The sequence below is a fragment of the Lysobacter sp. GQ73 genome, from assembly GCF_059758755.1.
The window spans coordinates 595566-617360 of the sequence record NZ_JCAXEE010000003.1 but is presented as its reverse complement, the minus strand read 5'-3'; the positions used below and the strand labels follow the sequence as shown (position 1 = coordinate 617360).

The 21795-nt window shown below is 69.3% G+C and carries 24 protein-coding genes and 2 pseudogenes; 14 read left to right on the top strand and 12 right to left on the bottom strand.

What is annotated here, in order from left to right; translation table 11 throughout:
- Nucleotides 1-224 precede the first annotated feature (224 nt).
- The 5 genes and pseudogenes from AC6CH2_RS12640 to AC6CH2_RS12620 form a co-directional block, all read right to left on the bottom strand.
- Complete coding sequence (locus tag AC6CH2_RS12640) at nucleotides 225-818, bottom strand: class I SAM-dependent methyltransferase (protein WP_498269518.1); 594 nt, start codon at nucleotides 816-818, stop codon at nucleotides 225-227.
- 58 nt (nucleotides 819-876) lie between these two features.
- Nucleotides 877-2121 (bottom strand): annotated as a pseudogene (gene rlmKL, locus AC6CH2_RS12635) (bifunctional 23S rRNA (guanine(2069)-N(7))-methyltransferase RlmK/23S rRNA (guanine(2445)-N(2))-methyltransferase RlmL); the annotation flags it as partial.
- Nucleotides 2122-2274: 153 nt separating this feature from the next.
- Nucleotides 2275-3189 (bottom strand): annotated as a pseudogene (locus tag AC6CH2_RS12630) (THUMP domain-containing protein); the annotation flags it as partial.
- 12 nt (nucleotides 3190-3201) lie between these two features.
- Nucleotides 3202-3732 carry a hypothetical protein gene (locus AC6CH2_RS12625; protein WP_498269517.1) on the bottom strand — a complete coding sequence of 177 codons (531 nt, stop codon included), beginning with the start codon at nucleotides 3730-3732 and terminating at the stop codon, nucleotides 3202-3204.
- A 22-nt stretch (nucleotides 3733-3754) separates the two neighbouring features.
- Nucleotides 3755-4288: an MOSC domain-containing protein gene (locus AC6CH2_RS12620; protein ID WP_498269516.1), complete on the bottom strand. Its 534-nt coding sequence runs from the start codon at nucleotides 4286-4288 to the stop codon at nucleotides 3755-3757.
- Between the two features lie 39 nt (nucleotides 4289-4327).
- On the opposite strand from AC6CH2_RS12620, the gene AC6CH2_RS12615 reads away from it, so the two are divergent.
- From AC6CH2_RS12615 to AC6CH2_RS12600, 4 genes are all read left to right on the top strand, one after another.
- Nucleotides 4328-4888 (top strand): N-acetylmuramoyl-L-alanine amidase, encoded by a 561-nt coding sequence (locus tag AC6CH2_RS12615; protein ID WP_498269515.1) that lies wholly within the window; start codon nucleotides 4328-4330, stop codon nucleotides 4886-4888.
- Between the two features lie 124 nt (nucleotides 4889-5012).
- Nucleotides 5013-5909, top strand: coding sequence for an acyl-CoA thioesterase II (gene tesB / locus AC6CH2_RS12610; protein WP_435396498.1), 897 nt, complete (start codon nucleotides 5013-5015; stop codon nucleotides 5907-5909).
- 1 nt (nucleotide 5910) lies between these two features.
- Nucleotides 5911-6762 (top strand): hypothetical protein, encoded by an 852-nt coding sequence (locus AC6CH2_RS12605; protein WP_498269514.1) that lies wholly within the window; start codon nucleotides 5911-5913, stop codon nucleotides 6760-6762.
- A gap of 263 nt (nucleotides 6763-7025) precedes the next feature.
- A complete protein-coding gene (locus AC6CH2_RS12600) occupies nucleotides 7026-8312 on the top strand; it encodes an RNA polymerase sigma factor (RefSeq protein ID WP_498269513.1) in 1287 nt (428 codons plus the stop codon).
- Between the two features lie 141 nt (nucleotides 8313-8453).
- Here the strand turns inward: AC6CH2_RS12600 and AC6CH2_RS12595 are convergent, their stop codons facing one another.
- Nucleotides 8454-9083 (bottom strand): EF-hand domain-containing protein, encoded by a 630-nt coding sequence (locus tag AC6CH2_RS12595; protein ID WP_498269512.1) that lies wholly within the window; start codon nucleotides 9081-9083, stop codon nucleotides 8454-8456.
- Nucleotides 9084-9214: 131 nt separating this feature from the next.
- Here AC6CH2_RS12595 and AC6CH2_RS12590 point away from each other — a divergent pair, with 131 nt between their 5' ends.
- From AC6CH2_RS12590 to AC6CH2_RS12575, 4 genes are all read left to right on the top strand, one after another.
- The gene (locus AC6CH2_RS12590) at nucleotides 9215-9979 is read left to right on the top strand and encodes an arginyltransferase (protein WP_498269549.1); all 765 of its coding nucleotides are present in this window, start codon (nucleotides 9215-9217) and stop codon (nucleotides 9977-9979) included.
- 124 nt (nucleotides 9980-10103) lie between these two features.
- Nucleotides 10104-10520: a hypothetical protein gene (locus tag AC6CH2_RS12585; RefSeq protein WP_498269511.1), complete on the top strand. Its 417-nt coding sequence runs from the start codon at nucleotides 10104-10106 to the stop codon at nucleotides 10518-10520.
- A gap of 172 nt (nucleotides 10521-10692) precedes the next feature.
- Nucleotides 10693-11946 carry an endonuclease/exonuclease/phosphatase family protein gene (locus AC6CH2_RS12580; protein ID WP_498269510.1) on the top strand — a complete coding sequence of 418 codons (1254 nt, stop codon included), beginning with the start codon at nucleotides 10693-10695 and terminating at the stop codon, nucleotides 11944-11946.
- A 234-nt stretch (nucleotides 11947-12180) separates the two neighbouring features.
- Nucleotides 12181-12444 carry a hypothetical protein gene (locus AC6CH2_RS12575; RefSeq protein WP_498269509.1) on the top strand — a complete coding sequence of 88 codons (264 nt, stop codon included), beginning with the start codon at nucleotides 12181-12183 and terminating at the stop codon, nucleotides 12442-12444.
- A 59-nt stretch (nucleotides 12445-12503) separates the two neighbouring features.
- Here AC6CH2_RS12575 and AC6CH2_RS12570 read toward each other — a convergent pair whose 3' ends face one another.
- From AC6CH2_RS12570 to purT, 3 genes are all read right to left on the bottom strand, one after another.
- Entirely contained in the window at nucleotides 12504-12863 is a 360-nt protein-coding gene (locus tag AC6CH2_RS12570; RefSeq protein WP_498269508.1) for an ADP-ribosylation/crystallin J1, read from the bottom strand.
- Nucleotides 12864-12954: 91 nt separating this feature from the next.
- Entirely contained in the window at nucleotides 12955-13362 is a 408-nt protein-coding gene (locus AC6CH2_RS12565) for a hypothetical protein (RefSeq protein ID WP_498269507.1), read from the bottom strand.
- Nucleotides 13363-13475: 113 nt separating this feature from the next.
- Nucleotides 13476-14675: a formate-dependent phosphoribosylglycinamide formyltransferase gene (gene purT, locus AC6CH2_RS12560; protein ID WP_498269506.1), complete on the bottom strand. Its 1200-nt coding sequence runs from the start codon at nucleotides 14673-14675 to the stop codon at nucleotides 13476-13478.
- 108 nt (nucleotides 14676-14783) lie between these two features.
- Between purT and AC6CH2_RS12555 the strand changes: the two genes are divergently transcribed.
- The 6 genes from AC6CH2_RS12555 to AC6CH2_RS12530 all read left to right on the top strand — a co-directional run bounded on the left by AC6CH2_RS12555 (nucleotide 14784) and on the right by AC6CH2_RS12530 (nucleotide 18449).
- The gene (locus tag AC6CH2_RS12555; protein WP_498269505.1) at nucleotides 14784-15764 is read left to right on the top strand and encodes a hypothetical protein; all 981 of its coding nucleotides are present in this window, start codon (nucleotides 14784-14786) and stop codon (nucleotides 15762-15764) included.
- A 207-nt stretch (nucleotides 15765-15971) separates the two neighbouring features.
- Nucleotides 15972-16835: an SPFH domain-containing protein gene (locus tag AC6CH2_RS12550; protein ID WP_498269504.1), complete on the top strand. Its 864-nt coding sequence runs from the start codon at nucleotides 15972-15974 to the stop codon at nucleotides 16833-16835.
- A gap of 10 nt (nucleotides 16836-16845) precedes the next feature.
- The gene (locus tag AC6CH2_RS12545) at nucleotides 16846-17214 is read left to right on the top strand and encodes a hypothetical protein (RefSeq protein ID WP_498269503.1); all 369 of its coding nucleotides are present in this window, start codon (nucleotides 16846-16848) and stop codon (nucleotides 17212-17214) included.
- Complete coding sequence (locus tag AC6CH2_RS12540) at nucleotides 17211-17393, top strand: type II toxin-antitoxin system antitoxin (RefSeq protein ID WP_498269502.1); 183 nt, start codon at nucleotides 17211-17213, stop codon at nucleotides 17391-17393. The genes AC6CH2_RS12545 and AC6CH2_RS12540 overlap by 4 nt, the downstream gene beginning before the upstream one ends.
- Nucleotides 17390-17569 (top strand): hypothetical protein, encoded by a 180-nt coding sequence (locus tag AC6CH2_RS12535; protein ID WP_498269501.1) that lies wholly within the window; start codon nucleotides 17390-17392, stop codon nucleotides 17567-17569. Before AC6CH2_RS12540 ends, AC6CH2_RS12535 begins: the two co-directional genes overlap by 4 nt.
- 70 nt (nucleotides 17570-17639) lie before the next feature.
- Nucleotides 17640-18449 carry a M15 family metallopeptidase gene (locus AC6CH2_RS12530; protein WP_498269500.1) on the top strand — a complete coding sequence of 270 codons (810 nt, stop codon included), beginning with the start codon at nucleotides 17640-17642 and terminating at the stop codon, nucleotides 18447-18449.
- A gap of 34 nt (nucleotides 18450-18483) precedes the next feature.
- Here AC6CH2_RS12530 and AC6CH2_RS12525 read toward each other — a convergent pair whose 3' ends face one another.
- The 3 genes from AC6CH2_RS12525 to AC6CH2_RS12515 form a co-directional block, all read right to left on the bottom strand.
- Complete coding sequence (locus tag AC6CH2_RS12525) at nucleotides 18484-19173, bottom strand: DNA-3-methyladenine glycosylase family protein (RefSeq protein WP_498269499.1); 690 nt, start codon at nucleotides 19171-19173, stop codon at nucleotides 18484-18486.
- A 1-nt stretch (nucleotide 19174) separates the two neighbouring features.
- Nucleotides 19175-19564: a DUF423 domain-containing protein gene (locus tag AC6CH2_RS12520; RefSeq protein ID WP_498269498.1), complete on the bottom strand. Its 390-nt coding sequence runs from the start codon at nucleotides 19562-19564 to the stop codon at nucleotides 19175-19177.
- 931 nt (nucleotides 19565-20495) lie between these two features.
- The gene (locus AC6CH2_RS12515) at nucleotides 20496-21587 is read right to left on the bottom strand and encodes a polyketide cyclase (RefSeq protein ID WP_498269497.1); all 1092 of its coding nucleotides are present in this window, start codon (nucleotides 21585-21587) and stop codon (nucleotides 20496-20498) included.
- Between the last annotated feature and the right edge of the window lie 208 nt (nucleotides 21588-21795).

The following is a 21795-nucleotide window of genomic DNA, read 5'->3' as shown; positions in this document are numbered from 1 at the left end:
CTTCTGCGCGTCCCTTGGTCGCGACTTGCGTCGCTCCTACCCTGGCGATAGCACGCCGCTTCGGCGAGTCACGAAAGCCTCGCCGCTTCTGCGCGTCCCTTGGTCGCGACTCACGTCGCTCCTACCCTGGCGATAGCACGCCGCTTCGGCGAGTCACGAAAGCCTCGCCGCTTCTGCGCGTCCCTTGGTCGCGGCTTACGCCGCTCCTACTCTCGTGTCCGCGCCTAGCGCCGGACGCGCGAATACACGAACACCGTCGCCGGCGGCACGTTGCGCAGCACGAAATCGCCGCGGCGCACCTGCAGCGACAGCGCGCGGGCGACCGCATCGGCGACCGGCGCGGCCGGGCCGTAGGTGAACTGCACGAGCACGCCGTCGTCCTTGAGGCATGCGAACGCGGCCTTGAGGATGTCGCGCTGCAGCGGGTGCGGCATGGTCAACAGGCCGAGCCCGGACACGATCGCATCGGCCGGCCCCTGCTTGAGATAGCCGTGCGCACGCGCGAGCTGCGGCAATTCGCGCGCATCGCCCAGCAGCACCGGCACGCGCGGGAAGCGCAGGTGCAGGTGCGCGTGCAGCTCTTCGTTGAGCTCCAGCACCAGCAGGTCTTCGTCGCGAATGCCGGCCTCGAGCAAGGCGCGGGTGATCGCGCCGGTGCCGCCGCCGAGCTCGATTACCCGGGTGACGTCGTCGGGCAGCTCGGCGATCATCGCCGCCGCCAGTTCGGCGCTCGACGGCGCCACTGCGGCCACTCGCAGCGGGTTCTTGAGCCACTGGCGAAAAAACGTCCAGGTTCCGACTTTGCGATGCGGCTTCATGGCTGGAACTCCACAGCGGAGCATCCGCCTGTTGCGACCGAAACCACCGGCGACCGCCTCAACGCGGTTCCACTCGCCAGCAGCGATGTATCCGCGCATCGCGGGCGAAATCCGGCGGGATGGTCTCGGCGCTGATTTCTTCGCACTGCGCGAACTGCGCCACCGCTTCGGTGTCGAGCCGGAAGCGGCGGAAGTTGTTGGAAAAATACAGCACGCCGTTGTCGGCCAGGCGCGCGACCGCGGCGCGCAGCAGGCGCACATGCTCGCGCTGGATGTCGAAGTCGTCGGCGCGCGCGGAATTGGAGAAGGTCGGCGGGTCGCAGAAGATCAGGTCGAAGCGGCTGCGGTCGGCTTCCAGCCAGGCCAGCGCATCGGCCTGCACCAGCCGGTGCTGGGCGCCGCCCATGCCGTTCTCGCGCAGGTTGTCGGCGCACCACTGCAGATAGGTCGCCGACAGGTCGACCGTGGTGGTTTCGCTGGCGCCGCCGACCGCGGCCTGCACGGTGGCCGCGCCGGTATAGCCGAACAGGTTGAGGAACCGGCGGCCGCGCGCCTCGGCGGCGATGCGCAGGCGCATCGGCCGGTGGTCGAGGAACAGGCCGGTGTCGAGATAATCGAACGGGTTCACGCGCAGGCGCGCGGCGCCCTCGCGCACGACCAGCACCTCGCCGCGCTGGTCGAGTTGGCCGTACTTGCTGCCGCCCTTGCCGCGGCTGCGGGTCTTCAGGGCGACGCGCTCGCGCGGCACCGCGAACACCTCGCGCGCGGCGGCGAACAGCTCGTTGCGGCGGCGGCGCTGGTCGGCCTCGGGAATGTCGGCCGGCGCGGCGTATTCCTGGATGTGCAGATAGGTGCGCGGTTCGGCGTCGTCGCTGGCGTAGACGTCGATCGCGGCCGAATACTCGGGCAGGTCGGCGTCGTAGGCGCGGAAGCAGGTGATGCCCTCGCGTTCGCGCCAGGACTTGAGCTTGCGCAGGTTCTTGCGCAGCCGGTTGGCGACCATCTGCGCGCCTTCCGACAAGGGCTGCGGCGCCGCATCCTCGGCCTTGGCGCGCTGTTCGGCATGGCCGACGCGGGCGATCGGGTCGCATACGATCAGCGCGCATTCGATCGCGCCGTTGAAGATCTGGTACTTCTTGCCGGCGCGCAGGCCGGTGGCCTGGGCCAGCGCGGCGTCGCCGCACAGCAGGCTCGCGCGCCAACCCGGCACCAGCCGCTTGAGCGCGTCGCCGAGCGCGCGGTACAGCGCGGGATCGGCGGCGAGGCGCGCGTCGTAGGGCGGATTGCAGACGACGAGGCCGACTGGGGCAGCCGAGCCCGCAACCGCCGCACCTGCGTCATCGAAGCCACGCTCCTGTCCGGCCACGCTTTTTTCGCCCCCTGAAGTCTCGTTGCGATCCGACCCTGGATCCCCGCCCGCACGGAGAGAACGCTCTGCGGGTTGCGCCGCGGCCTGCGCCAACGGCAGCGACTGCAGCGATTCGACCGCGGACACGTTCCAGGCGATCACCCCGGCGAGTTCGGCCATGACCTCGTTGTCGCGGGCCGAGCGGATCGCATGCGGGTCGACGTCGCTGCCGGCGAAGGCCGGGCGCAGCGCGGCGCGGCCGGCGGCTTCGCGCGTGCGCGCCTGCTCGCAGAGCGCGCGCCAGCCGGCGAAGTCGAACCCGCGCCAACGGGTCGGCGGCAAGGCGCCATGACGCAGCAGGCCGGGCGCCACGTCGGCGGCCATCAGCGCGCCTTCGATCAGCAAGGTGCCGCTGCCGCACATCGGGTCGAACAAGCTGCCGCCCTGGGCGTAGAGCTTCGGCCAACCGCCGCGCAACAACACCGCCGCGGCGAGATTTTCCTTGAGCGGCGCCTCGCCCTGCTTCTGCCGCCAACCGCGCCGATGCAGCGAACCGCCGCCGAGGTCGATCGAGAGGATGCCGCGGCCCTTGCGCAGGACGAAGTTCAGGCGCAGGTCCGGGGTGTCGGTATCGACGTCGGGGCGCGCGCCGGTTTGCGCGCGCATCACATCGACGACCGCGTCCTTGATCCGCTGCGCGGCGTAGCGCGCATGGGTGATGGCTTCGCCGGACACATGCGCATCGACCGCGAGCGTATGCACGCTCTCCATGTGCTCCGGCCACGGCAACGCGGCGACGCCGGCGTACAGCGCGTGCTCGTCGGGGCAGTCGAACTCGGCGATCGGCCACAGCACGCGGCTGGCCAGCCGCGACCACAGCACCGCGCGCTGCGCGTCGGCCAAGCTGCCTTCGACATTGACGCCGGCGGTGGCGGCGGTCGCGCGCTGGCAGCCCAGCGCGATCAGTTCGTCGGCGAGCAGGTATTCCAGGCCCTTGCCGCAGCTTGCGTAAAACTTGCTCATTTCGGTGCTTACTCAGATTCGTTCGAGCAGACGCGCGAAGGCTTCCGCGCTGCCTTCGACGTGCGCCGAAAGCCGGTGGCTGTCGTCGACCAGCAGCAGGCGCGCACGGCGCGACTGGGCCCAGGCGACGACGTCGGCGGCGGGGATCAGTTCGTCGTCCCAGCCGTGGATGATGCTGATCGGTACTTCGGCGGCCTGCATCGGCTCGGCATGGCCCATGCGGATCGGCGGCGCCATCAGGAACAGGCCGGCCGGCTTCACCCGCATCGACACCCATCCGGAGATATAGGCGCCGAGGCTGGAACCGGCCAGCAGCACCGGCCCGCGCTCGGCCGCGGCGCGGGCCAGGGCGAGCAGGCGCTGCATGCGCGCCGGCACGTCGCCGAGTTCGCTGACCTTCCGATCGGCGTCGAGGTCGGTGTAGTCGGGACGCTCGTGGCTCCAGCCGTAGCGCGCGGCGACCTCGGCCAGGGCGGTGACCTTGGTCGCGTCAGGGCCGCTTTCGAAGCCATGGGAAAGAATGCAGTGTCCGGTCGTAGCCATGCGTCAGATCGAGTAGAGAGAATCAGACCGCCGTGCCTGCGGTCGCACGGGTCTGCGCATCGGCCAGCACGATCAGCGCATCGCCGCGCCGGATCCTGCCGCCTTCGACGATGCGCGCGCACAGCCCGCCGTGGCCGCGCATCGCATTGAAGCCGCCCGGGCCGAGCGCGGCTTCCATCATCGAGCACGGATCGCAGGACTCGGTGCCTTCGAGCACGGCCTCGCCGAGACGGAAACGCCGGCCCTTGAGCGCGATCAGGGGCAGACCGGAGACGACGATGTTGCGGCGCAGGCGCGCCGGTTCGACCGCGTCGAGCCCGGCCAGGGCCGCGATCACCGGCAGATGCTCGGCCTGGATCAGGGTGATGCCGCGTTCGCCGCTGCGGCCTTTGTAGCGATCGCCGGCGAGACCTGCGCCGGCCTGGGCCAGCACTTCGTCGAGCGCCTGCATCGCGGTGCCGCGCGCGGGCCGGATCCCGATCCATTCCACGCGACCCGGACGCGGCAGCGTGGCCATGAGTTTTCCTAGCGCGGAATCGGCGGGCGGCAGGGTCATGGGGGCTCCGTGTGAGGGCGAATGGTAGCATCCGGCCTCATGCCGCCCCTGAACCTCGTCCTCGCCCCCTTGCCCTACGAAACGCGGTTGCAGGCGCGCGACCCCGCGACGATCGACCTCGTGGTGATCCACTGCACCGAGCTGCCGGACCTGGCCGCCGCGCGCGACTACGGCGAACGCGTGCTCTACCCGCAATCGGGCACCGGCAACAGCGGCCACTACTACATCGACCGCGACGGCGGCGTCTCGCGCTACGTTGCGCCGGAGCGCATCGCTCACCACACCCGCGGTTACAACGAGCGTTCGATCGGCATCGAGCTGGTCAACACCGGCCGTTATCCCGACTGGCTGGATTCGCGCCGCCAGGCGATGGACGAGGCCTATACGCCGCAACAGATCGAGGCCTTGCTGGCGCTGCTGGCGGCATTGCGCGCGCAACTGCCTTCGCTGCGCCTGATCGCCGGCCACGAAGACCTGGACACGACCGAGGTCGAGGCCAGCGACGACCCGGCCTGCCGAGTGCGGCGCAAACTCGACCCCGGCCCGCGTTTCCCCTGGCCGCAAGTGCTCGACGCCTGCGGGCTGCAGCGCCTGGCTTGAGCGCCGGGCGCCGGGGTGTCGGGCTCGCAGGCCCGATCACCCGCTCGATCGGCCGCCGCGCCCGCCCAGGCCCCCGCCGGGCCTCCGCTATACTGCCGGCTTCGTTTTCCGCAGGTCCGGCCGCATGAGTTCCCCCGTTTCCGAACTGATCGAACTGCTGTCGCTGGAACGTCTGGAAGACAATCTGTTCCGCGGCCAGAGCCGCGACATCGGCACCAAGTACGTGTTCGGCGGGCAGGTGCTCGGCCAGGCCCTGTCGGCCGCGCAGGCGACCCTCGACAGCGCCCGCGACGCGCATTCGCTGCACGCCTATTTCCTCAAGGCCGGCGACATCGAAGCGCCGATCGTCTACCAGGCCGACCGCACCCGCGACGGCGGCAGCTTCTCGGTGCGCCGGGTCACCGCGATCCAGCACGGCCAGCCGATCTTCTTCCTCGCCGCCTCGTTCCAGGAAGCGCAGGAAGGCGGCGAGCACCAGTTGTCGATGCCGGAAGTGCCCAAGCCCGAGGACATCGATCCGGCGCCGACGGTGCCGGCCGAGGTCATGGCGACCTTGCCGACCAAGGTCCAGCGCTGGCTGTCGCGGCAGGGGCCGTTCGAGTTCCGCCACGTCTATCCGCGCGACGAACTCAATCCGCCCAAGCGCCCGCCGTATCAGCAGGTCTGGTTCCGCCTGAGCGAACCGGTCGGCGACGCGCCGGAGCTGCATCGCGCCCTGCTCGCCTACGCCTCGGATTTCCATCTGCTCGGCACCGCGACCTTTCCGCACGGCATCAGCTATTACCAGCCGAACGTGCAGATGGCCTCGCTCGATCACGCGCTGTGGTTCCACCGCCCGTTCCGCGCCGACGACTGGCTGCTGTACTCGATCGACAGCCCCAGTGCGCAAGGCGCGCGCGGCTTGGCGCGCGGCCAGATCTTCGACCGCCATGGCCGCCTGGTCGCGAGCAGCGCGCAAGAAGGCCTGATCCGCGTCGTGCGCGACGCCGCCGCGGCCCGTACCGTTCCGGCGAAGGACTGACATGAGGCAGGTTTTCAGCAGTCCGCGACTGGAAAACGTCGAAGGCGTGGCGCAGTTGCTGCGCGACGCCGGCATCGAAGTGCGCGTCACCAACGACCGCTCCTACAAGGGCAATCGCCGTTCCAGCTTCAAGTACAGCGAACCGGGCGGCGAGCGCCCCGCGGTGTGGGTGGTGCGCTCGAGCGATCAACTGCGCGCGCGCGACCTGCTCCGCGAAGCCGGGCTGATCGACAGCACCCGCGCCGAGGAGCCCAGCCACGCGCCGTTCCGGTTCCAGTCGCGGATCGACCAGACCCGCACGCCCGGGCAGAAGCGCGCCTTCCGCATCAAGATCGGCCTGTTGCTGTGCATCGCCATCGTCCTCGGCCTGGCGATGATCCATAACCTGCGCAACCGCCCGGCCGTCGCGCCGCCGGTGGACGCGGCCGAGGTGGCGCTGCAGAAGCACAAGTTCGACGGCAGCGTCGCCGCGGTGCCCGATGCGCTCGCCGCCGCGGTGTTCGCCCAGCAACTGGCCGAGGCCGACCAGCCGACCCAATGCCTGCGCATCGACCGACGCGACGCTCCGCGCAAGCTGTTGACCGCGCTCGCCCGCCCCGGCCTGCGCCTGTTGCCGATGAGCCAGTGCGTCGAGATCGCCGACGAAGAGCAAGGCAGCCGCGCCCGCGACGGCCAGCCGGCCGAGTTGATCCAGGTCCACGCTTTCAGGCCGACCAGCGCCGACGGCGGCCGCATCGAGTACACGGCGTATCACCATCGTCTGGCGGCGGTCTACAAGACCCTGGAGGTCAAGCGGGTCGCCGGCCAGTGGACGGTGGTGCGGGCGATCAAGACCGTGCGCGCGATGGGCTGAGGCCGCTCCGGTCTCCCGCCCGAACACCCGGGCCCCGGCGTGTCCGCCCGCGTTCTCAAGGCGCCGTGCGTACGCGCGGCCGTTGCGGTCACATTTCCGCCGGCGCGACGTCATGGTGGACAGGCATCGCGCGATGCCGTCGCCTGGAGACCCTGCATGACGCCCCGCCCGATGCCTCGCTCGACGCACGCCCCGCCCTCCGCCGCCCGCGTCCGGGCGTCCTTCGAGACGCTGTCCTGCCCGCCCATGCGCCGGAGCGCCGCATGAACGCCGAAGTCCTGCACTCGATCATCGATCACGACCTGCCGGCCGCGGCCGGCGGCGACCGCGCCGCTTATTCGCGCATCGTCTCGGCCTGCCAGAACTCGGTCACCTCGATCGCCCTGGCGATGGTGCGCGACGTCCACGCCAGCGAGGACATCGCCCAGGAGGCCTTCCTCAGCGCCTGGCAGAACATCCGCAAGCTGCAGAACCCCTCGAGTTTCCTGCCCTGGCTGCGCCAGATCACCCGCAACCTCGCCAACGATCATCTGCGTTCGCGCCAGCGACTGCCGCGCGGCGTCGACGACGTCGAGGCGGCGATCGCCGCCGCGGCCGATCCCGAGCCGAGCACGGTCGAGCGCCTGATCGAAGCCGAACGCACCGAAGTGGCCGCCGAACTGATCTCGGCCCTGCCCGACGAAAGCCGCGAAGTGCTGTTGCTGTATTACCGCGAAGGCCAGAGCTCGCAGCAGGTCGCGGCCCTGCTGGGCCTCAGCGACGCCGCCGTGCGCAAGCGCCTGTCGCGCGCGCGCAGCACGGTGCGCAGCGAACTGCTCGACCGCTTCGCCGTGTTCGCCCGCGCCAGCGCGCCCTCGGTCGGCTTCACCTCCATGGTCGCCAGCGCGCTCGGCGTGATCGCTCCGACCGGCACCACCACCGCGGTGGTCGCCGCAGGCACCTTCGGCTCCGGCCTGGCCGGCAAGTTCGGCGCCGGCATCACCGGCACCATGGGCGGCCTGGTCGGCAGCGTGTCGATGTTCCTGATCGAACGGGTGGTCTCGCCGGTGACCGAAGCGGTGACCGGCACGCCGCTCGACACAGCGGCGCTGTCGCTGCGGTTCGCGAGCTGGGCCGAGGTCTCGGTCGGGCCGTTGATCAGCGGTTTCATCGGCGGCACGATCGCGACCGTGTTGACCACGCGTTATCTGCTGTCCTTCGCCGGGACCGCGCAAGAGCGCCAGCGGATCGTCCGGCTGACCTGGCAGATGACCAGCCTCAGCCTGTCGATGGCGTTGGCCTTGCTGGTGTCGCTGGAACTCAGCAGCGGCTGGATCGTCCCCATCGCGCTGACCCTGCTGACCCTGGTGGCGGGCGCCTGGATGTATCTGAAGACGCTGCCGCGCATGCTCGGGCCGAGTTTCGATCGGATCCGCCGCGAGAGCGGACGCGACCCGCGCCAGGACCGCATGTACCGCTGGGTCCTGGGCCCGCAGGCGATCGTATGGAGCTCGACGGTGTTGCTCGCCGCGGTGATCTACAGCCTGTACCACGCCGGACGCTTCGACTGAACCGGCGCGCGTTGGGCGATGTCGCGCACCGACGGCGCGACGCGCTGCGCGTGTACGCTCTTCAAAAAAGAAACGGGCGCGCCGAGCGCGCCCGTAAGCCGGATGGCATTCGCCGCGGCGCTCGGCCGCGGCAGTGCCCGCTCAGCGATGCGGCATCGGCTTGAGATCGGCCTTGCTCAGGAAGCCATCGCGATCCTCGTCGAAGAAGGCGAAATTGCGCGCCAGCCGCGGCATCTTCTCGTCGACTTCGAGCTTGCTGAGCTTGCCGTCGCGGTTGAGGTCGGCCGCGGCGAAATGCTCGTCGAAACGCTTGGCGCGCTCGGCTTCGCGCTTCGGGCGCTCGCTCTCGTGGTAGGCGCGCAACTCGCTGCGCACCAGATAGCCGTCGCGGTTGCGGTCGACCTTGGCGAAGGACTCGCCGATGCGCGGCGACTTCGCCGCCTCGGCCTGGCTGATGCGGCCGTCGCCGTCGGTGTCGAGCCCGGCGATGCCGCCATGGCCGCCGTGACGGCCGCCGTGTCCGCGTCCGCCGCGATGCTGCGGGCGCTCGCCGGCGTCGAGCTTGCCGTCGCGGTTCTTGTCGAGACCGTCGAATTTCTCGGCCAGGCGCGGGTGCTTGGCGGCTTCCTGGCGGGTGATCACGCCGTCCTGGTTGGCGTCGATGCGGACGCGCTCGCGCTTCGGCGCGGCGCCGTCCTGCGGCGCGGCGATCGCCGCACCGGCCAGCGCGACCGCGGCGAACAGGGCGACATAGAGGGGGGTACGGTTCATACGTGGACTCCTGCGGCGGGCGCCACCGTGGCGCCGATGACCGGATCAACGTCCCCGGCCCGGGGCGGTTGACAAGCCTCCATTCCGGTTCAGTGGCAAGACAGCGACCGGACCCGATGCGCAGCGCACGGATGCGGCGCTATGCTGCCCCCATGGGCACGCAACCGCAGCCGGACAGCGACGACCTCCGCCTGTTCCACACCGGCGAGCACGCCTGCGGCTATTGGCCCGAGCGCGTCGCCCGCGACCTGGTGCTAGACCCGCGCGATCCGCGCCTGCGCGACTGGTATCCGCACGCCCTGGGCTGGGGCTTCCGCCGCTCCGGCGACATCGTCTACCGACCGCATTGCAGCGGCTGCCGGGCCTGCGTCGCGGTGCGCATCCCGGTCGAACGCTTCGTGCCCGACCGCAGCCAGCGCCGCTGCCTGGCTCGCAATGCGCAGGTCGAGATGCGCGTGCATCCGGCCGAACGCAACGAGGAACAGCTCGATCTCTACAAGCGCTACCTCGCCTCGCGCCACGCCGGCGGCGGCATGGACGGCCATGGCGCGGTCGAGTTCGACCAGTTCCTGATCGGCAGCTGGAGCGAAAACCGTTTCCTGGAGTTACGCGAGCCGGCGCCGCGCGGCCACGGCCGGCTGCTCGCGGTCGCGGTCACCGACGTGGTCGACAACGCCCTGTCGGCGGTCTACACCTTCTACGACCCCGAGTTCGCCGACCGCAGCCTCGGCACCCTGGCGATCCTGCGCCAGATCGAATGGGCCCGGCGCGAACGGCGCAGCCATCTCTACCTCGGTTATTGGATCGCCGGGCATCCGAAGATGGACTACAAGCGCCGCTTCCGTCCGTTGGAGGCCTTCGACGGCCGGGATTGGCGCGTTTTTACACATTTGTAACACTCGTCTCATTCAGGTCGTGTATTTCGTAGCCCGGTCGTAACCAACGACGTGCGGGAACGGCGCCGCTCAGGCATGGCAATGGAGCCGCCACCCACCAACTCAACGCCACATGGAGTCCGCAATGAAATTGAACACCCTGTTCCTGGCCGCCGCGATCACCCTCGCGCTGGCCGCCTGCAACAAGCCGGCCGACAAGCCGGCCGACGCTGCTCCGGCCGCCGACGCCCCGGCCGCCACCGCGCCGGCCGATACCGCCGCTCCGGCAGCGACCGACCCGGCAGCCGCTCCGGCTGCCGCTGCCGTCGACAGCGTCGGCGTGCCCGAATGCGACGATTACCTCAACAAGATCTCGGCTTGCTTGACCGAGAAGGTGCCGGAAGCCCAGCGCGCCGCATTCCAGAGCGGCATCGATTCGAGCCGCAGCGCCTGGAAGCAGGCCGCCGGTACGCCGGAAGGCAAGGCCAGCCTGGCCACCGCCTGCAAGACCGCGCTGGACCAGAGCAAGGCGCAGTACGCCGCGTTCGGTTGCACCCTGTAATTCCCGCGACACGCTTTGGTTAGACGCGACGCCCCGCTTCGCCGGGGCGTCGTTGTTTGCGGGGTTATCGGCCGCATCCCGGCGCATCGGATGCTCGCTCGGCCGCCGCGCCGCACGCGATCCCGCCCGGACTTGTCACGATGCCGCGGCGAGGCCATGCCATCATGCGCGCATGCTTCGATTCCCCGCCTCCCGCCTTCCCTTCCACGCATGCGCCGCCCTGGCCGCGCTGCTCCTGACGGCCTGCACCCAGGTGAACGTACACGGCGATCCCAAGGCCTGGGTCCGCGACCAGGCAGACGCGTCGACTGCAGCGCCCTTGCGCGTGGCGACCTACAACACCTCGCTCTACGACGATGCCGACGGCGGCCTGATCCGCCGCCTGGAATCCGACGACGGCCACGCGCGCAAGATCGCCGCAGTGCTGCAGCGGGTGCGTCCGGACATCGTGCTGCTCAACGAATTCGACTACGACGCGCAGCAGCGCGCGGCCGAGCTGTTCCAACGCCGTTACCTGGAGGTGGCGCAGGACGGCGGCGGCGCGGCGCTGGCCTATCCCTACCGCTATCTGGCCCCGGTCAACACCGGCGTACCGAGCGGCCTGGACCTCGACGGCGACGGCCTGGCCGGCGATGCCCAGCGCGGCGACCGCGCGCGCGGCAACGACGCCTGGGGCTACGGCATGCACCCCGGCCAGTACGGCATGCTGGTGCTGTCGCGCTATCCGATCGACACCGCCGCGGTGCGCACGTTCCAGACCTTCAAATGGAGCGCCCTGCCCGGCGCGCGTCAGCCGCGCCATCCCGACACCGGCAAGCCCTGGTATTCGGCGACGGCGTGGCCGCAGATGCGGCTGTCGTCGAAGTCGCACTGGGACGTGCCGGTGCGCACGCCGTTCGGCGTGCTGCATCTGCTCGCCGCGCATCCGACCCCGCCGGTGTTCGACGGCCCCGAGGACCGCAACGGCGCGCGCAACCACGACGAAATCAAACTGTGGGCGCGCTACCTCGACGGCGGCAGCCCGGCCTGGCTGTGCGACGATCAGGGCCGCTGCGGCGGGCTCGCCGAGGACGCGCGCTTCGTCATCGTCGGCGACATGAACGCCGATCCGGTCGACGGCGACGGCGTGCCGGGCTCGATCAAGCAACTGCTGGAGCATCCGCGGGTCGACGCCAGCCGGACCCCGCGCAGCGAAGGCGCGGCCGAACGCGCGAAGTTCTACGGCTTCCCACGCAAGGGCGACACCGCCGAGCACACCGGCGACTTCGGCCCCAAGGCCGGCACCCTGCGCCTCGACTACGCCCTGCCCTCGCGCGGCTGGACCGTGCGCGGCACCGGCGTGTTCTGGCCGAAACCCGACACCGCCGACGCGAAGATCTCCGAAGCCAGCGACCACCACCTGGTGTGGGTGGATCTGGCGGATTGAAATTGGGGATTAAGAACGAATCGATGGACCGGCGTTATCTCAAACGCATGGATGCTTATTGGACTCGCGTCGAACGCCGGCTCCCTCGGTCCCTCGACCGACTCGCAGACAGCGACTTCTTCGATTTCTGGCATACCCATGTCGATTGGCGAAGCCGCGGCAATCGTTCGCTGTCGGACCGGATGCGCGTGGCCGAGCTGACCTGCCGCCTATGCTCGACCTGGAAGCACTCGCGTGGGGCGACCGTTCCCGGTGCAGTGCTGGGCCACGCTAAGCGAAGACACCGGCAGCAACGGGGTGTATCTGCACTCCGTCAATCCGAACGGCACGCCGTTTCCACATGAGTTCGACGGAATCGAATGGGGAGCGCCGCCTCCGCCCGAGGCGGCATCGATCGATTACGCAGCGACTCACAAGATAGGCCGGGTCCGCTATCCGGATGCGACCGTGCACGTCATCCGCCGCGCGAGTGAGGCGACGGTTGCGCAGCGGCAGTGAGGAGCGTGCAAGTACCGCCCCAACGATAGTGCGGTCTCGGGGCATGCGGTTTCAGAGGTTCATTCCGTAGCGTGAAACTCCCGGATCACCTCGATCGTCCCGACGATGTGATCGTTGAGCTGATCCAGTTCCTCGGCCGGAACCCACCATTCGGTGTGGTGCTCGCCACCGACCTTCTGCAGCGGGTAGCGCGCCATGAAATCGGCGCGCACCTGGAACCGGGTCACCGCGCCGTAGCCGCTGTCTTTTACGTTCCAGCGTTCGGCGATCTCGGCGGCGTATCGCTCGTTGCTGACCGGGTAGAAGATCGGCTGCTCCGGCAATCGCGGCGGCCAGCGCTTGAACCCGCTCCGGCGCAACAGCGCGAGTTCCTCGGGCCCCACCGGGCGATACAAGGTGACGGTATCGGTCCTGCTCATGGCTGACGTCTTATCGGCGCGCCGTCCGGCGCCGTGGCGGGCTGCCGCGTCCCGCACGCCGCGCTTGCATCGGCAGGCGGCGTTCGGCGGCTCACTCGGGCCTGTCCTTCGCGGTCACCGGCGTGGGCGCATCGGGCACCGCCGGCGTGGCCCCGGGCACGACGACCGGCGCCGGTGCGACCGGGGTCGCCGCGGCGGTCACGCCGGGCGACGGTGCGGTGCGCACCACGCGCGGGCCGAAGCCGAACGCGCCTTCGCCGTGCGCGGACACGATCATCCGCACCATGTTGCCCGGCACCATCAGTTCCAGCGACATGTCGCGGCCATCGGAGGTGCGGCCTTCCAGGGTCATCTCGGTGAACGCGCCGCCGGTGTCGATTTCGCGACACAGCACGTGCGCGCCGGCCGGGCCGTCGAGCAGGTAGGGGCGGATGGCTTCGCCGAGCGCTTCGAGCGCCTGCGGGAAGAAAAATACGGCGTAGCCCTGTGTCTCGTTCATGGCGCTCCCGTGAAGACGCGGTGCTGTGGCGGCGGTACGACGATGCCGGGGGATGCTGGGGATGGGCGCCTTCGATGCGGCGCCGATCCGTCGATGCTGACCGCGCGCGGCGGTCAGCGCAATTCGACCTTGAGCTGCGCGGCGGCCTCGCGCGCCTTGGCGCGCGCCTCGTCGACGTCCTGGCCGAGCGCCAAGGTCACCGCGACCCGGCGCTGGCCTTCGACCCGCGGCTTGCCGAACAAGCGCAGCTGAGTATCGACCTGGCCCAGCGCGGTGTCGACGCAGGAGAACACCGGCACGCCGTGGCCCTGCGCGAGCACCGCACACGAGGCCGACGCGCCGAACTCGCGGATGGTCGGGATCGGCAGGCCGAGGATCGCGCGCGCGTGCAGGGCGAACTCGCTGAGGTCCTGCGAGATCAGCGTGACCAGGCCGGTGTCGTGCGGACGCGGCGAGACTTCGCTGAACCACACCTCGTCGCCCTTGACGAACAACTCGACGCCGAACACGCCGTAGCCGCCGAGGTCGTCGGTGATGGTGCGCGCGATTTCCTGCGCCCGCGCCAGCGCCACCGGCGCCATCGCCTGCGGTTGCCAGCTTTCGCGGTAATCGCCGTCGCGTTGCAGGTGACCGATCGGTGCGCAGAAAGTGGTGCCGGCGGCGTGGCGCACGGTCAGCAGGGTGATTTCGTAGTCGAAGTCGATGAAGCCTTCGACGATGACGCGGCCGGCGCCGGCGCGGCCGCCGGTCTGGGCGTAATCCCAGGCGGCATCGACGGCATCGGCGCTGCGCACCAGGCTCTGGCCCTTGCCCGAGGACGACATGACCGGTTTGATCACGCACGGCAAGCCGAGCTCGGCGACCGCGGCGCGATAGTCCTCGGCGGTGTCGACGAAACGGTAGGGCGAGGTCGGCAGCCCCAGGGTCTCGGCGGCGAGGCGGCGGATGCCTTCGCGGTCCATGGTCAGGCGCGCCGCGCGCGCGGTCGGGATGATCCGGGTGTCGCTGCCGCGCGCGGCGAATTCCTGCTCCAGCTCGACCAGGGTCTGGGTATGGATGGCTTCGATTTCCGGCACGATCAGCTGCGGCCGCTCGGCCGCGATCAGCTCGCGGATGGCCTGGCCGTCGAGCATGTCGAGGACGTGGCTGCGATGGGCGACCTGCATCGCCGGCGCGTCGGCGTAGCGGTCGGCCGCGATCACCTCGACTCCGAACCGCTGCAGCTCGATCGCCACTTCCTTGCCGAGCTCGCCCGAACCGAGCAGGAGCACGCGGAAAGCGTGCGGGGACAGCGGCGTACCGAGCGTGGTCATGCGGAATCCTCGTAAAACCCTGGGGTGGATGAGCCTAGTCTAACTTTCCGCGCGATAGCCGCGGCGCCGGGCTATGGCGGCGCGCATCGGCCATGCGATGCTGTGGCCATGCCCTTCGCCCGTCCTCGGCCCGCGTCGCGCGCCGTCGCCCCCGCACCGCAGTGCTCCCCTGCTCGCCGCCCCCGCGCGGCGCGGCGACTGGCGCTGCTGCTCGCGGCGACGCTGCTCGCGGCCTGCTCGGACGAGCCGGAGGCGCCCGCCCACGGCAGCAGCCGACTGGCGGGGATGATGCTCGACCCGCAGTTGTCGGAGATCAGCGGCCTGGCGGCCTCGCGCCGCCACCCCGGGGTGTTGTGGATGCACGACGACGGCGGTAACCCCGAACGCCTGTTCGCGGTGGCCGACAACGGCGATCGGCTGGCGACCCTGCGCATCGAAGGCGTCACCAAGACCGACTGGGAAGACATCGCCGCGTTCGAGCTCGACGGGCGCTCATACCTGTTGATCGCCGACACCGGCGACAACGGCGGCCTGCGCCGCAGCCTGCAACTACACGTGATCGAAGAGCCGGCCAAGATCGAGAACGCGCGGCTCAAGCCGGCCTGGTCGATCGCCTTCCGCTGGCCCGACGGGGCCCGCGACTGCGAGGCGGTGGCGGTCGACATCGCGCGCAAACAAGTGCTGTTGATCTCCAAGAAGCGGCAGCCGCCGGAGCTGTTCTCGCTGCCGCTGATGCCGGCCGGCAACGCCCTGCAGACCGCGACCCGGCTCGGCGGCCTGGCCGGCATCCCCGAGCCCGATGCGCAGCTGAGCCGCAACAACCCGGCCCGGGCCAAGCTGCAGGGCCAGGTCACCGCCGCCGACATCTCGCCCGACGGCGACACTCTGGCGGTGATGACCTACCGCTATCTGCTGCTGTATCCGCGCCAGCCCCGCCAGAGCTGGGCCCAGGCGGTCGCCGCCCGGCCGCGGGTCAGCGACCTGCCCTGGCTGCCGCAGGCCGAAGCGCTGGGCTGGTCGGCGGACGGCCGCAGCCTCTACGCCACCGGCGAGTTCATCCCGGCGCCGCTGTACCGGATCGCCCCATGAGAGCGTTCGCGCGCCGCCGCTGATCCCGGCCCGACCCGGCCCAGCCGGCCCGGCCGTCACTCCGCCCGCGAAGGCGGTCCCCGTTCCGCCCCCTCATAACGCTCGCGCACGGTCGGTGCCGCCGAACAGGCCTTTCCGACGGCCGGCCATTCCACTTCTGATATCAATTTGATATCAATATCACCAGACAACGACCGAGCCGACGCCATGAAAGAGAATCCCACCCAATCCCTCGCCGGCATTCCGGTCCTGCTGGGCTGCATCGGCCTCGGCGCGGTCGGCGCCTACGCCTTCCTCGGCGGCCTCACCAGCGAAAGCGGGACCAGCGTGATCCTGGCGATCCTAATCGGCGCCCTCGCCTTTTTCGGCCTGTCCGGCCTGTACAAGATCGAGCCCAATCAGGCCGCAGTGCTGAGCCTGTTCGGCAAGTACATCGGTACGGTCAAGGACAACGGCCTGCGCTGGAACAACCCGCTCTACGCCAAGCGCAAGGTCAGCCAGCGCGTGCGCAACTTCGAAAGCGGCAAGCTCAAGGTCAACGAACTCGACGGCAGCCCGATCGAGATCGCCGCGGTGATCGTCTGGCAGGTGGTCGATTCGGCCGAAGCGGTCTACAACGTCGACGATTACGAAACCTTCGTGCACATCCAGTCCGAATCGGCGCTGCGCGCGATGGCGACCAGCTACCCCTACGATCAGCACGAGGACGGCCAGCTCTCGCTGCGCAGCCATGCCGCCGAGATCTCGCTGCACCTGCAGCAAGAACTGCAGGACCGCCTCGCCGATGCCGGCGTCAACGTGATCGACGCGCGCATCAGCCACCTCGCTTACGCGCCGGAGATCGCCCACGCCATGCTGCAGCGCCAGCAGGCCAATGCGGTGATCGCCGCGCGCACTCGGATCGTCGCCGGCGCCGTCGGCATGGTCGAGATGGCCCTGGCGGAGCTGCAGAAGAACGGTGTCGTGCAACTGGACGAAGAGCGCAAGGCGCACATGGTCAGCAACCTGTTGGTGGTGCTGTGCGGCGACCGCGGCGCGCAGCCGATCGTCAACGCCGGCACCTTGTACTGAGCGCACTTCGATGACGGTCCACGACTCCCTCGTCCCCCTCGCGATGGCGGTCAGCGCCGTGCCGATCCTGGTCTCGGCGGTACTGGTCGCGCGCGGCAACCTGCACCTGATCAACGGCCTGGACGCCTCGCGCCTGCCCGACCCGGCCCGCACCGCGGCGAAGTTGGCACGCCTGCTGACGGCGACCGGCGCGGCCATGCTGTTGGGCGGCGCCGGCTTCTACTGGGCCGGCGCCGACGAAAGCCGCATCGCCGTGGTCGTGGTGGCGCTGCTGCTCGCGGTCAACGGCCTCGCCGTCGCCCTGATCCTCGCGATCGGCGCCGCGCGCCGCAGCTATCGCGAGCGTCCCGGCGGCGAACAGCGGACGCAGCGGCGGTGAGCGAAAAGAAGGCCTACCCGCTGCGCATCAACGCCGAGGTGCTCGCCGCCGTGCAGCGCTGGGCCGACGACGAGTTGCGTTCGCTCAACGCCCAGATCGAATATGTCCTGCGCGAGGGCCTGCGCAAGAATGGCCGGCTGGCGCGCCCGGATACCCCGACTCCCGAGGAGGACCCATGACCCAGAAGTGGAAGCATCACGTCGTCGAGCTGACCTATCAATTGTTCGAGTCGCCGATGCGCCAACGCATCCAGGAAGAACTCGACCGGCGCGGCGAACACGGGTGGGAGCTGGTCTCGGTCGAGCACGACCCGAGCATTCTCGGCACCCGCCTGTATTTCAAGCAGCCGGCCTGACCCGGCTCGGCTGGCGATGCACCGGCCCGCCGCCGTGGCGCGGCGCGCCCTCGCCGGCTAATCTGAGCGCATGCGCGGCCACGGCCACCTGTTGATCAATACGCCCGAGATCGAACTCTGGCCGGGCGGCCTGCTGCGCGCGCGCAGCAACCACGACGCGCGCGCCCTGTCGCGTGCGCGCCACGTGCTGCGGCGCAAGCGCGACGGCCGTTTCCTCGCCGCCCACCTGCCCGAGGGCCTGCTGCCTCTGGTCCCGCGGCTGATCCACGAAGACGGCATCGAGCACGCCCTGGATGCGCTCGACGCCATTGTCGAATACCGACGCGAGGGGCTGCTGCGGATCGGCGAACTGCCGCTGGACCGGATCGAGGAGCGCTTGTCCGCCCTCGGCCTGGACTGCGACGGGTACGAGGCGCGCACCGGCCTGGCCCTGGTCGCCGAACCCGACCGCCTCGCCTACGCCGGCGTCGATCGCTTCCGTCGACCATTGTGGCTGCACCCCGGCGCCGCGCGCGCCTGGACCCACCTGCGCCAGGCGGCGTGGCTCGACGGCATCGTTCTCGACGCGATTTCCGGTTATCGCAGCCATCATTACCAACTCGGCATTTTCGAACGCAAGCTCACGCGCGGCCTGCGCGTCGACGAAATCCTTACCGTCAACGCCGCGCCGGGCTACAGCGAGCACCACAGCGGCCTCGCCCTCGACATCGGCACGCCCGGCGAACCGCCGGCGGAAGAGTCCTTCGAGCACACCACCGCCTTCGCCTGGCTGCGCGACAACGCCGGCGGCTACGGCTACTTCATGAGCTACCCGCGCGACAATCCGCACGGCATCGTCTACGAGCCGTGGCACTGGCGTTACCAACCGCCCTCGTTCTGAGAATCCGTCGCGATCCCGACGCCCCGGGCCCCGCTCAATCCTGCGAGCGATTGGTCCTGGGCTTGGCGACATCGGAAAAATCCGCGATCCGCCACAGGTACAGGCTGGCGTAGCTGCGATACGGCCCCCAGCGTTCGCCGAGTTCGGCCAGGGCCTTCGGCGCCGGCATCTCGTCGAGCTGGTCGACCCGTTGCGCGCCCTTGCGGATGCCGAGATCGTCGATCGGCAGAATGTCGGGGCGACCGAGGCGGAACATCAACATCATCTCGACCGTCCAGCGGCCGATGCCGCGGATCGGCACGAGCGCGGCGATGATCGCGTCGTCGTCCATCGTCGCCATCCGCCGCAGGTCGGGGATTTCGCCGCGCGATTCGCGCGCGGACAGGTCGCGCAAGGCCAGCAGCTTGTTGCCGGACACACCGCAGGCGCGCAGCGCCGCGTCGTCGCAGCGGCCGAGCGTGTCGTAATGCAGGCGGTCGCTGCCGATCGCCGCTTCTACCCGGCCGACGATGGTCGAGGCGGCCTTGCCGCTGAGTTGCTGGAACAAGATCGCCCGGGCCAGGGCATCGACCGGATCGAAGCGCTGGCGCCAGCGCGGATCGCTCGGAATCGGGCCGTTCTCCAGCCGATCGACCTTCTTCATCCATGCGCCGAGCTTGCGATCGCGCTTGCTCAGATACGCATGCGCCGCCTCGGCATCGAACCCCCGGACATGTCGCGGCATCTCAACGCCTCAGCGCATCGGCGGCGTAGACCAGCCACGCCAGGATCATCAGGCTGCCGCCGTAGGGCAGCAAACGGGTCGAAGCGCCGAAGAAATACGCCGCCGCCAGGCCGCCGGAAAACACCAGCACACCGACCAGCAAGGCCGACAACGCGACCCGCGCAAGCCGACGCCGCACGATCGGCGCCAGCGCCGCGAGGGCCACCCCGTGACCGAACGCGAACACCGCTGCCGTCTGCAACCGCGACTGCGCCGCCGGGTCGGCGACATGCGCGGCGTAGGCCGACAAGGCCACCGCCAAAGCCGCCAGCACCGCGCCGGCGGCGGAGAGCGCACGCGCCCCTGGGGGTGCCGATGTGGGTGAGGAAAGGTCGTGCGGAGGGTTAGCCATGGGTCGGAATCTCGATATGCGCCGAACCGGCGCCGCCGGAGGAGCACGATAGCAGCCGGGCCCGACGGTGGCGCGGGCTTGGCCATGCGGATGTGGCGGTTGAGAGGAATTGGGCGGCGAACCATGTCCATGCAGCGGCGTCGCATGCTCCATTGTCGTCGCCGTTGCCGCTGCATTGCTTTGGCTGTGCGCAGCCGAACACCAGCGAAGGCCATAGAAGACCCAGAGGGCGGCCCGCAGGGATGCGGGCCGTTTTTCATCGGGACAAGGATGTCCCGTATGTAGATCCCTGCGTCGGCACCGAACGCGCGGGCCTGTGATTCAAAGAAAAGCAACTTCTTTGGTTACCTTTCTTTTGGTGCTTTAGACAAAGAAAGTAACCCGCCGCTTTAGTGGCGGAAGCTTTGGGTGTGATCCTGATCCAGATCTTTCTTAAAGCGTGCGCAGCAAGACCGAGCAGCGATGTCGCGGCTTGCGCCACTCCTACCCTTGACGAAAGCACGCCGCTTCTACGAACGACGACGGCCAAGTAGCCCCCTGCGCGTTCCGCGGTCGCGACTCACCTCGCTCCTACACAAAACCACAATGGCGAAGCGAAATGGAGACATGGCGGTCGCGGCTTGCGCCGCTCCTGCCCTGACCGGGCTATGGCCGGCCTGAGCACGAGCTTGAAAGCTCGCAATCGCGACTTAGCTCGCTCCTGCAAAGGCGACGCCTGCGCCGCAATGCCGCAATCAGTCCCCTGTAGGAGCGACGTGAGTCGCGACCACGGCCCAGCCGGCTCGCGGCGCATCCTCCAAGCAAGAGCAAAAGTCGTAGCCGAAGCCGAACAGGCGCCAGCGCCGACCAGCGCCCCAAAAAAAACGCGCCGCGAAAACCGCGGCGCGTTTCGTCGAGCGCGGGTCCGCCGCAGCGGCCCCCACGTCCGGTATTACTTGATCGGCCAGTACACGTCGAACTGGCCCAGGGCCGGGTCGAAGCTCTGGTCGATGCCGGCCTTCCAGACTTCGTACGGACGCTCGGTCGTGGTGTAGCCGCGGGTCAGCGCCCAGGCGCGGACGGCGTCGCGGACCGGAGCCAGCGCGGCCATGTTGTGGCCGCCGCTCGAGGCGACGACGACCTTGCTCGCCGGCCACAGTTCGGCCTTGACCGGGTTGCCGGCACCGTCGATCTTGACGTCGAGCTTGGTCGCTTCGGTGCTGGTGTCGCCGATCTTGCGCACCACCTGCACCACGTCGAACGAATAGGTTTCGCTGCCGAACTCGTTGGTCACCACGCGGATCGGACCGACCGCCTCGAGGCCGTTGGCGGCGATGACTTTCTTGATCCATTCCATGTTGGAGTGGATCTGCGACTTGATCTTCTCGTTGTCGCGCTCGACCGCGGCGGTCACGCTGAGCACGTTCTCGGCCGGACGGTCGAGGACCTTCGGCGCGTTGGCCGGATCGGTCTCGGCGAGCTTGGAATAGTCGTAGTTCGGAACGGTCGCCAGCAGGTTGCTCAGGCGCGCCAGACCCATCTTGATGTCTTCGCCGACGTTGCTGCTGACGTACAGGCCGGAGTAACGGCCGAGCAGGTTCCAGCCGTAGTCGACGTCGTAGGTCTGGGTGATCTCGACGTTGCGGTTGTTCTTGCCGGTCGGACGCAGCTTGAACTCGGTGCGCTTGTTGTCGCCGCGCTCCTCGTTGACGATCTTGTAGCCGACCGACTTGCCCGGCTCGCTGCTGACGATTTCCCAGCTGCCCTTGCCCAGGCCGCGTTCCTTGGACGAATACTCCAGGCGGGCGCCCACGCCCTCATCCTTGCCGGTCAGCTTGACCTCCATGGCCGGGTCGCGCAGCACCAGCGGGTTCCAATCCTTGAAGCGACGCAGGCTGTTCAAGGTGTCGAACACGATGGTCAGCTTGCGGTTGGTCTCAACCGAGTGCGACAGATGGCGGCTCGACGGCAAAACCACGCCGACAACCAGAAACAGCACGGCGACGATCGCCAGTGAAATCAAAATCTCGATCAGACGGGTCATTCAGGTTCTCCAGGGCCGGGCCCGGATCGGGCCGGGGCGCAGACCCACAATCGTAGCAAGATAAATCCCGGCAAGGGCAGCCATCACAGGCAAGAAAATCGACGGGCCGCATCTTGCACGGTGCCGGTCGCAGGCCCGAGGCCGTGCAGAGCCCGGCATTGCGCGCCCAAAAGCCCGGAAACGGCCGGCTTTTCGCCGCCAAGGCGCC

Excerpts from the sequence above, each read along its gene's own strand:
- AC6CH2_RS12520 (WP_498269498.1), bottom strand. The coding sequence starts at position 19,564 with ATGGCTAACCCTCCGCACGACCTTTCCTCACCCACATCGGCACCCCCA.
- AC6CH2_RS12600 (WP_498269513.1), top strand. The coding sequence starts at position 7,026 with ATGAACGCCGAAGTCCTGCACTCGATCATCGATCACGACCTGCCGGCC.
- AC6CH2_RS12580 (WP_498269510.1), top strand. The coding sequence starts at position 10,693 with ATGCTTCGATTCCCCGCCTCCCGCCTTCCCTTCCACGCATGCGCCGCC.
- AC6CH2_RS12545 (WP_498269503.1), top strand. The coding sequence starts at position 16,846 with ATGACGGTCCACGACTCCCTCGTCCCCCTCGCGATGGCGGTCAGCGCC.
- AC6CH2_RS12605 (WP_498269514.1), top strand. The coding sequence starts at position 5,911 with ATGAGGCAGGTTTTCAGCAGTCCGCGACTGGAAAACGTCGAAGGCGTG.
- AC6CH2_RS12625 (WP_498269517.1), bottom strand. The coding sequence starts at position 3,732 with ATGGCTACGACCGGACACTGCATTCTTTCCCATGGCTTCGAAAGCGGC.
- AC6CH2_RS12585 (WP_498269511.1), top strand. The coding sequence starts at position 10,104 with ATGAAATTGAACACCCTGTTCCTGGCCGCCGCGATCACCCTCGCGCTG.
- AC6CH2_RS12555 (WP_498269505.1), top strand. The coding sequence starts at position 14,784 with ATGCCCTTCGCCCGTCCTCGGCCCGCGTCGCGCGCCGTCGCCCCCGCA.
- tesB (WP_435396498.1), top strand. The coding sequence starts at position 5,013 with ATGAGTTCCCCCGTTTCCGAACTGATCGAACTGCTGTCGCTGGAACGT.
- AC6CH2_RS12615 (WP_498269515.1), top strand. The coding sequence starts at position 4,328 with ATGCCGCCCCTGAACCTCGTCCTCGCCCCCTTGCCCTACGAAACGCGG.
- AC6CH2_RS12570 (WP_498269508.1), bottom strand. The coding sequence starts at position 12,863 with ATGAGCAGGACCGATACCGTCACCTTGTATCGCCCGGTGGGGCCCGAG.
- AC6CH2_RS12565 (WP_498269507.1), bottom strand. The coding sequence starts at position 13,362 with ATGAACGAGACACAGGGCTACGCCGTATTTTTCTTCCCGCAGGCGCTC.
- AC6CH2_RS12530 (WP_498269500.1), top strand. The coding sequence starts at position 17,640 with ATGCGCGGCCACGGCCACCTGTTGATCAATACGCCCGAGATCGAACTC.
- AC6CH2_RS12595 (WP_498269512.1), bottom strand. The coding sequence starts at position 9,083 with ATGAACCGTACCCCCCTCTATGTCGCCCTGTTCGCCGCGGTCGCGCTG.
- AC6CH2_RS12515 (WP_498269497.1), bottom strand. The coding sequence starts at position 21,587 with ATGACCCGTCTGATCGAGATTTTGATTTCACTGGCGATCGTCGCCGTG.
- purT (WP_498269506.1), bottom strand. The coding sequence starts at position 14,675 with ATGACCACGCTCGGTACGCCGCTGTCCCCGCACGCTTTCCGCGTGCTC.
- AC6CH2_RS12550 (WP_498269504.1), top strand. The coding sequence starts at position 15,972 with ATGAAAGAGAATCCCACCCAATCCCTCGCCGGCATTCCGGTCCTGCTG.
- AC6CH2_RS12640 (WP_498269518.1), bottom strand. The coding sequence starts at position 818 with ATGAAGCCGCATCGCAAAGTCGGAACCTGGACGTTTTTTCGCCAGTGG.
- AC6CH2_RS12525 (WP_498269499.1), bottom strand. The coding sequence starts at position 19,173 with ATGCCGCGACATGTCCGGGGGTTCGATGCCGAGGCGGCGCATGCGTAT.
- AC6CH2_RS12590 (WP_498269549.1), top strand. The coding sequence starts at position 9,215 with ATGCGGCGCTATGCTGCCCCCATGGGCACGCAACCGCAGCCGGACAGC.
- AC6CH2_RS12535 (WP_498269501.1), top strand. The coding sequence starts at position 17,390 with ATGACCCAGAAGTGGAAGCATCACGTCGTCGAGCTGACCTATCAATTG.
- AC6CH2_RS12620 (WP_498269516.1), bottom strand. The coding sequence starts at position 4,288 with ATGACCCTGCCGCCCGCCGATTCCGCGCTAGGAAAACTCATGGCCACG.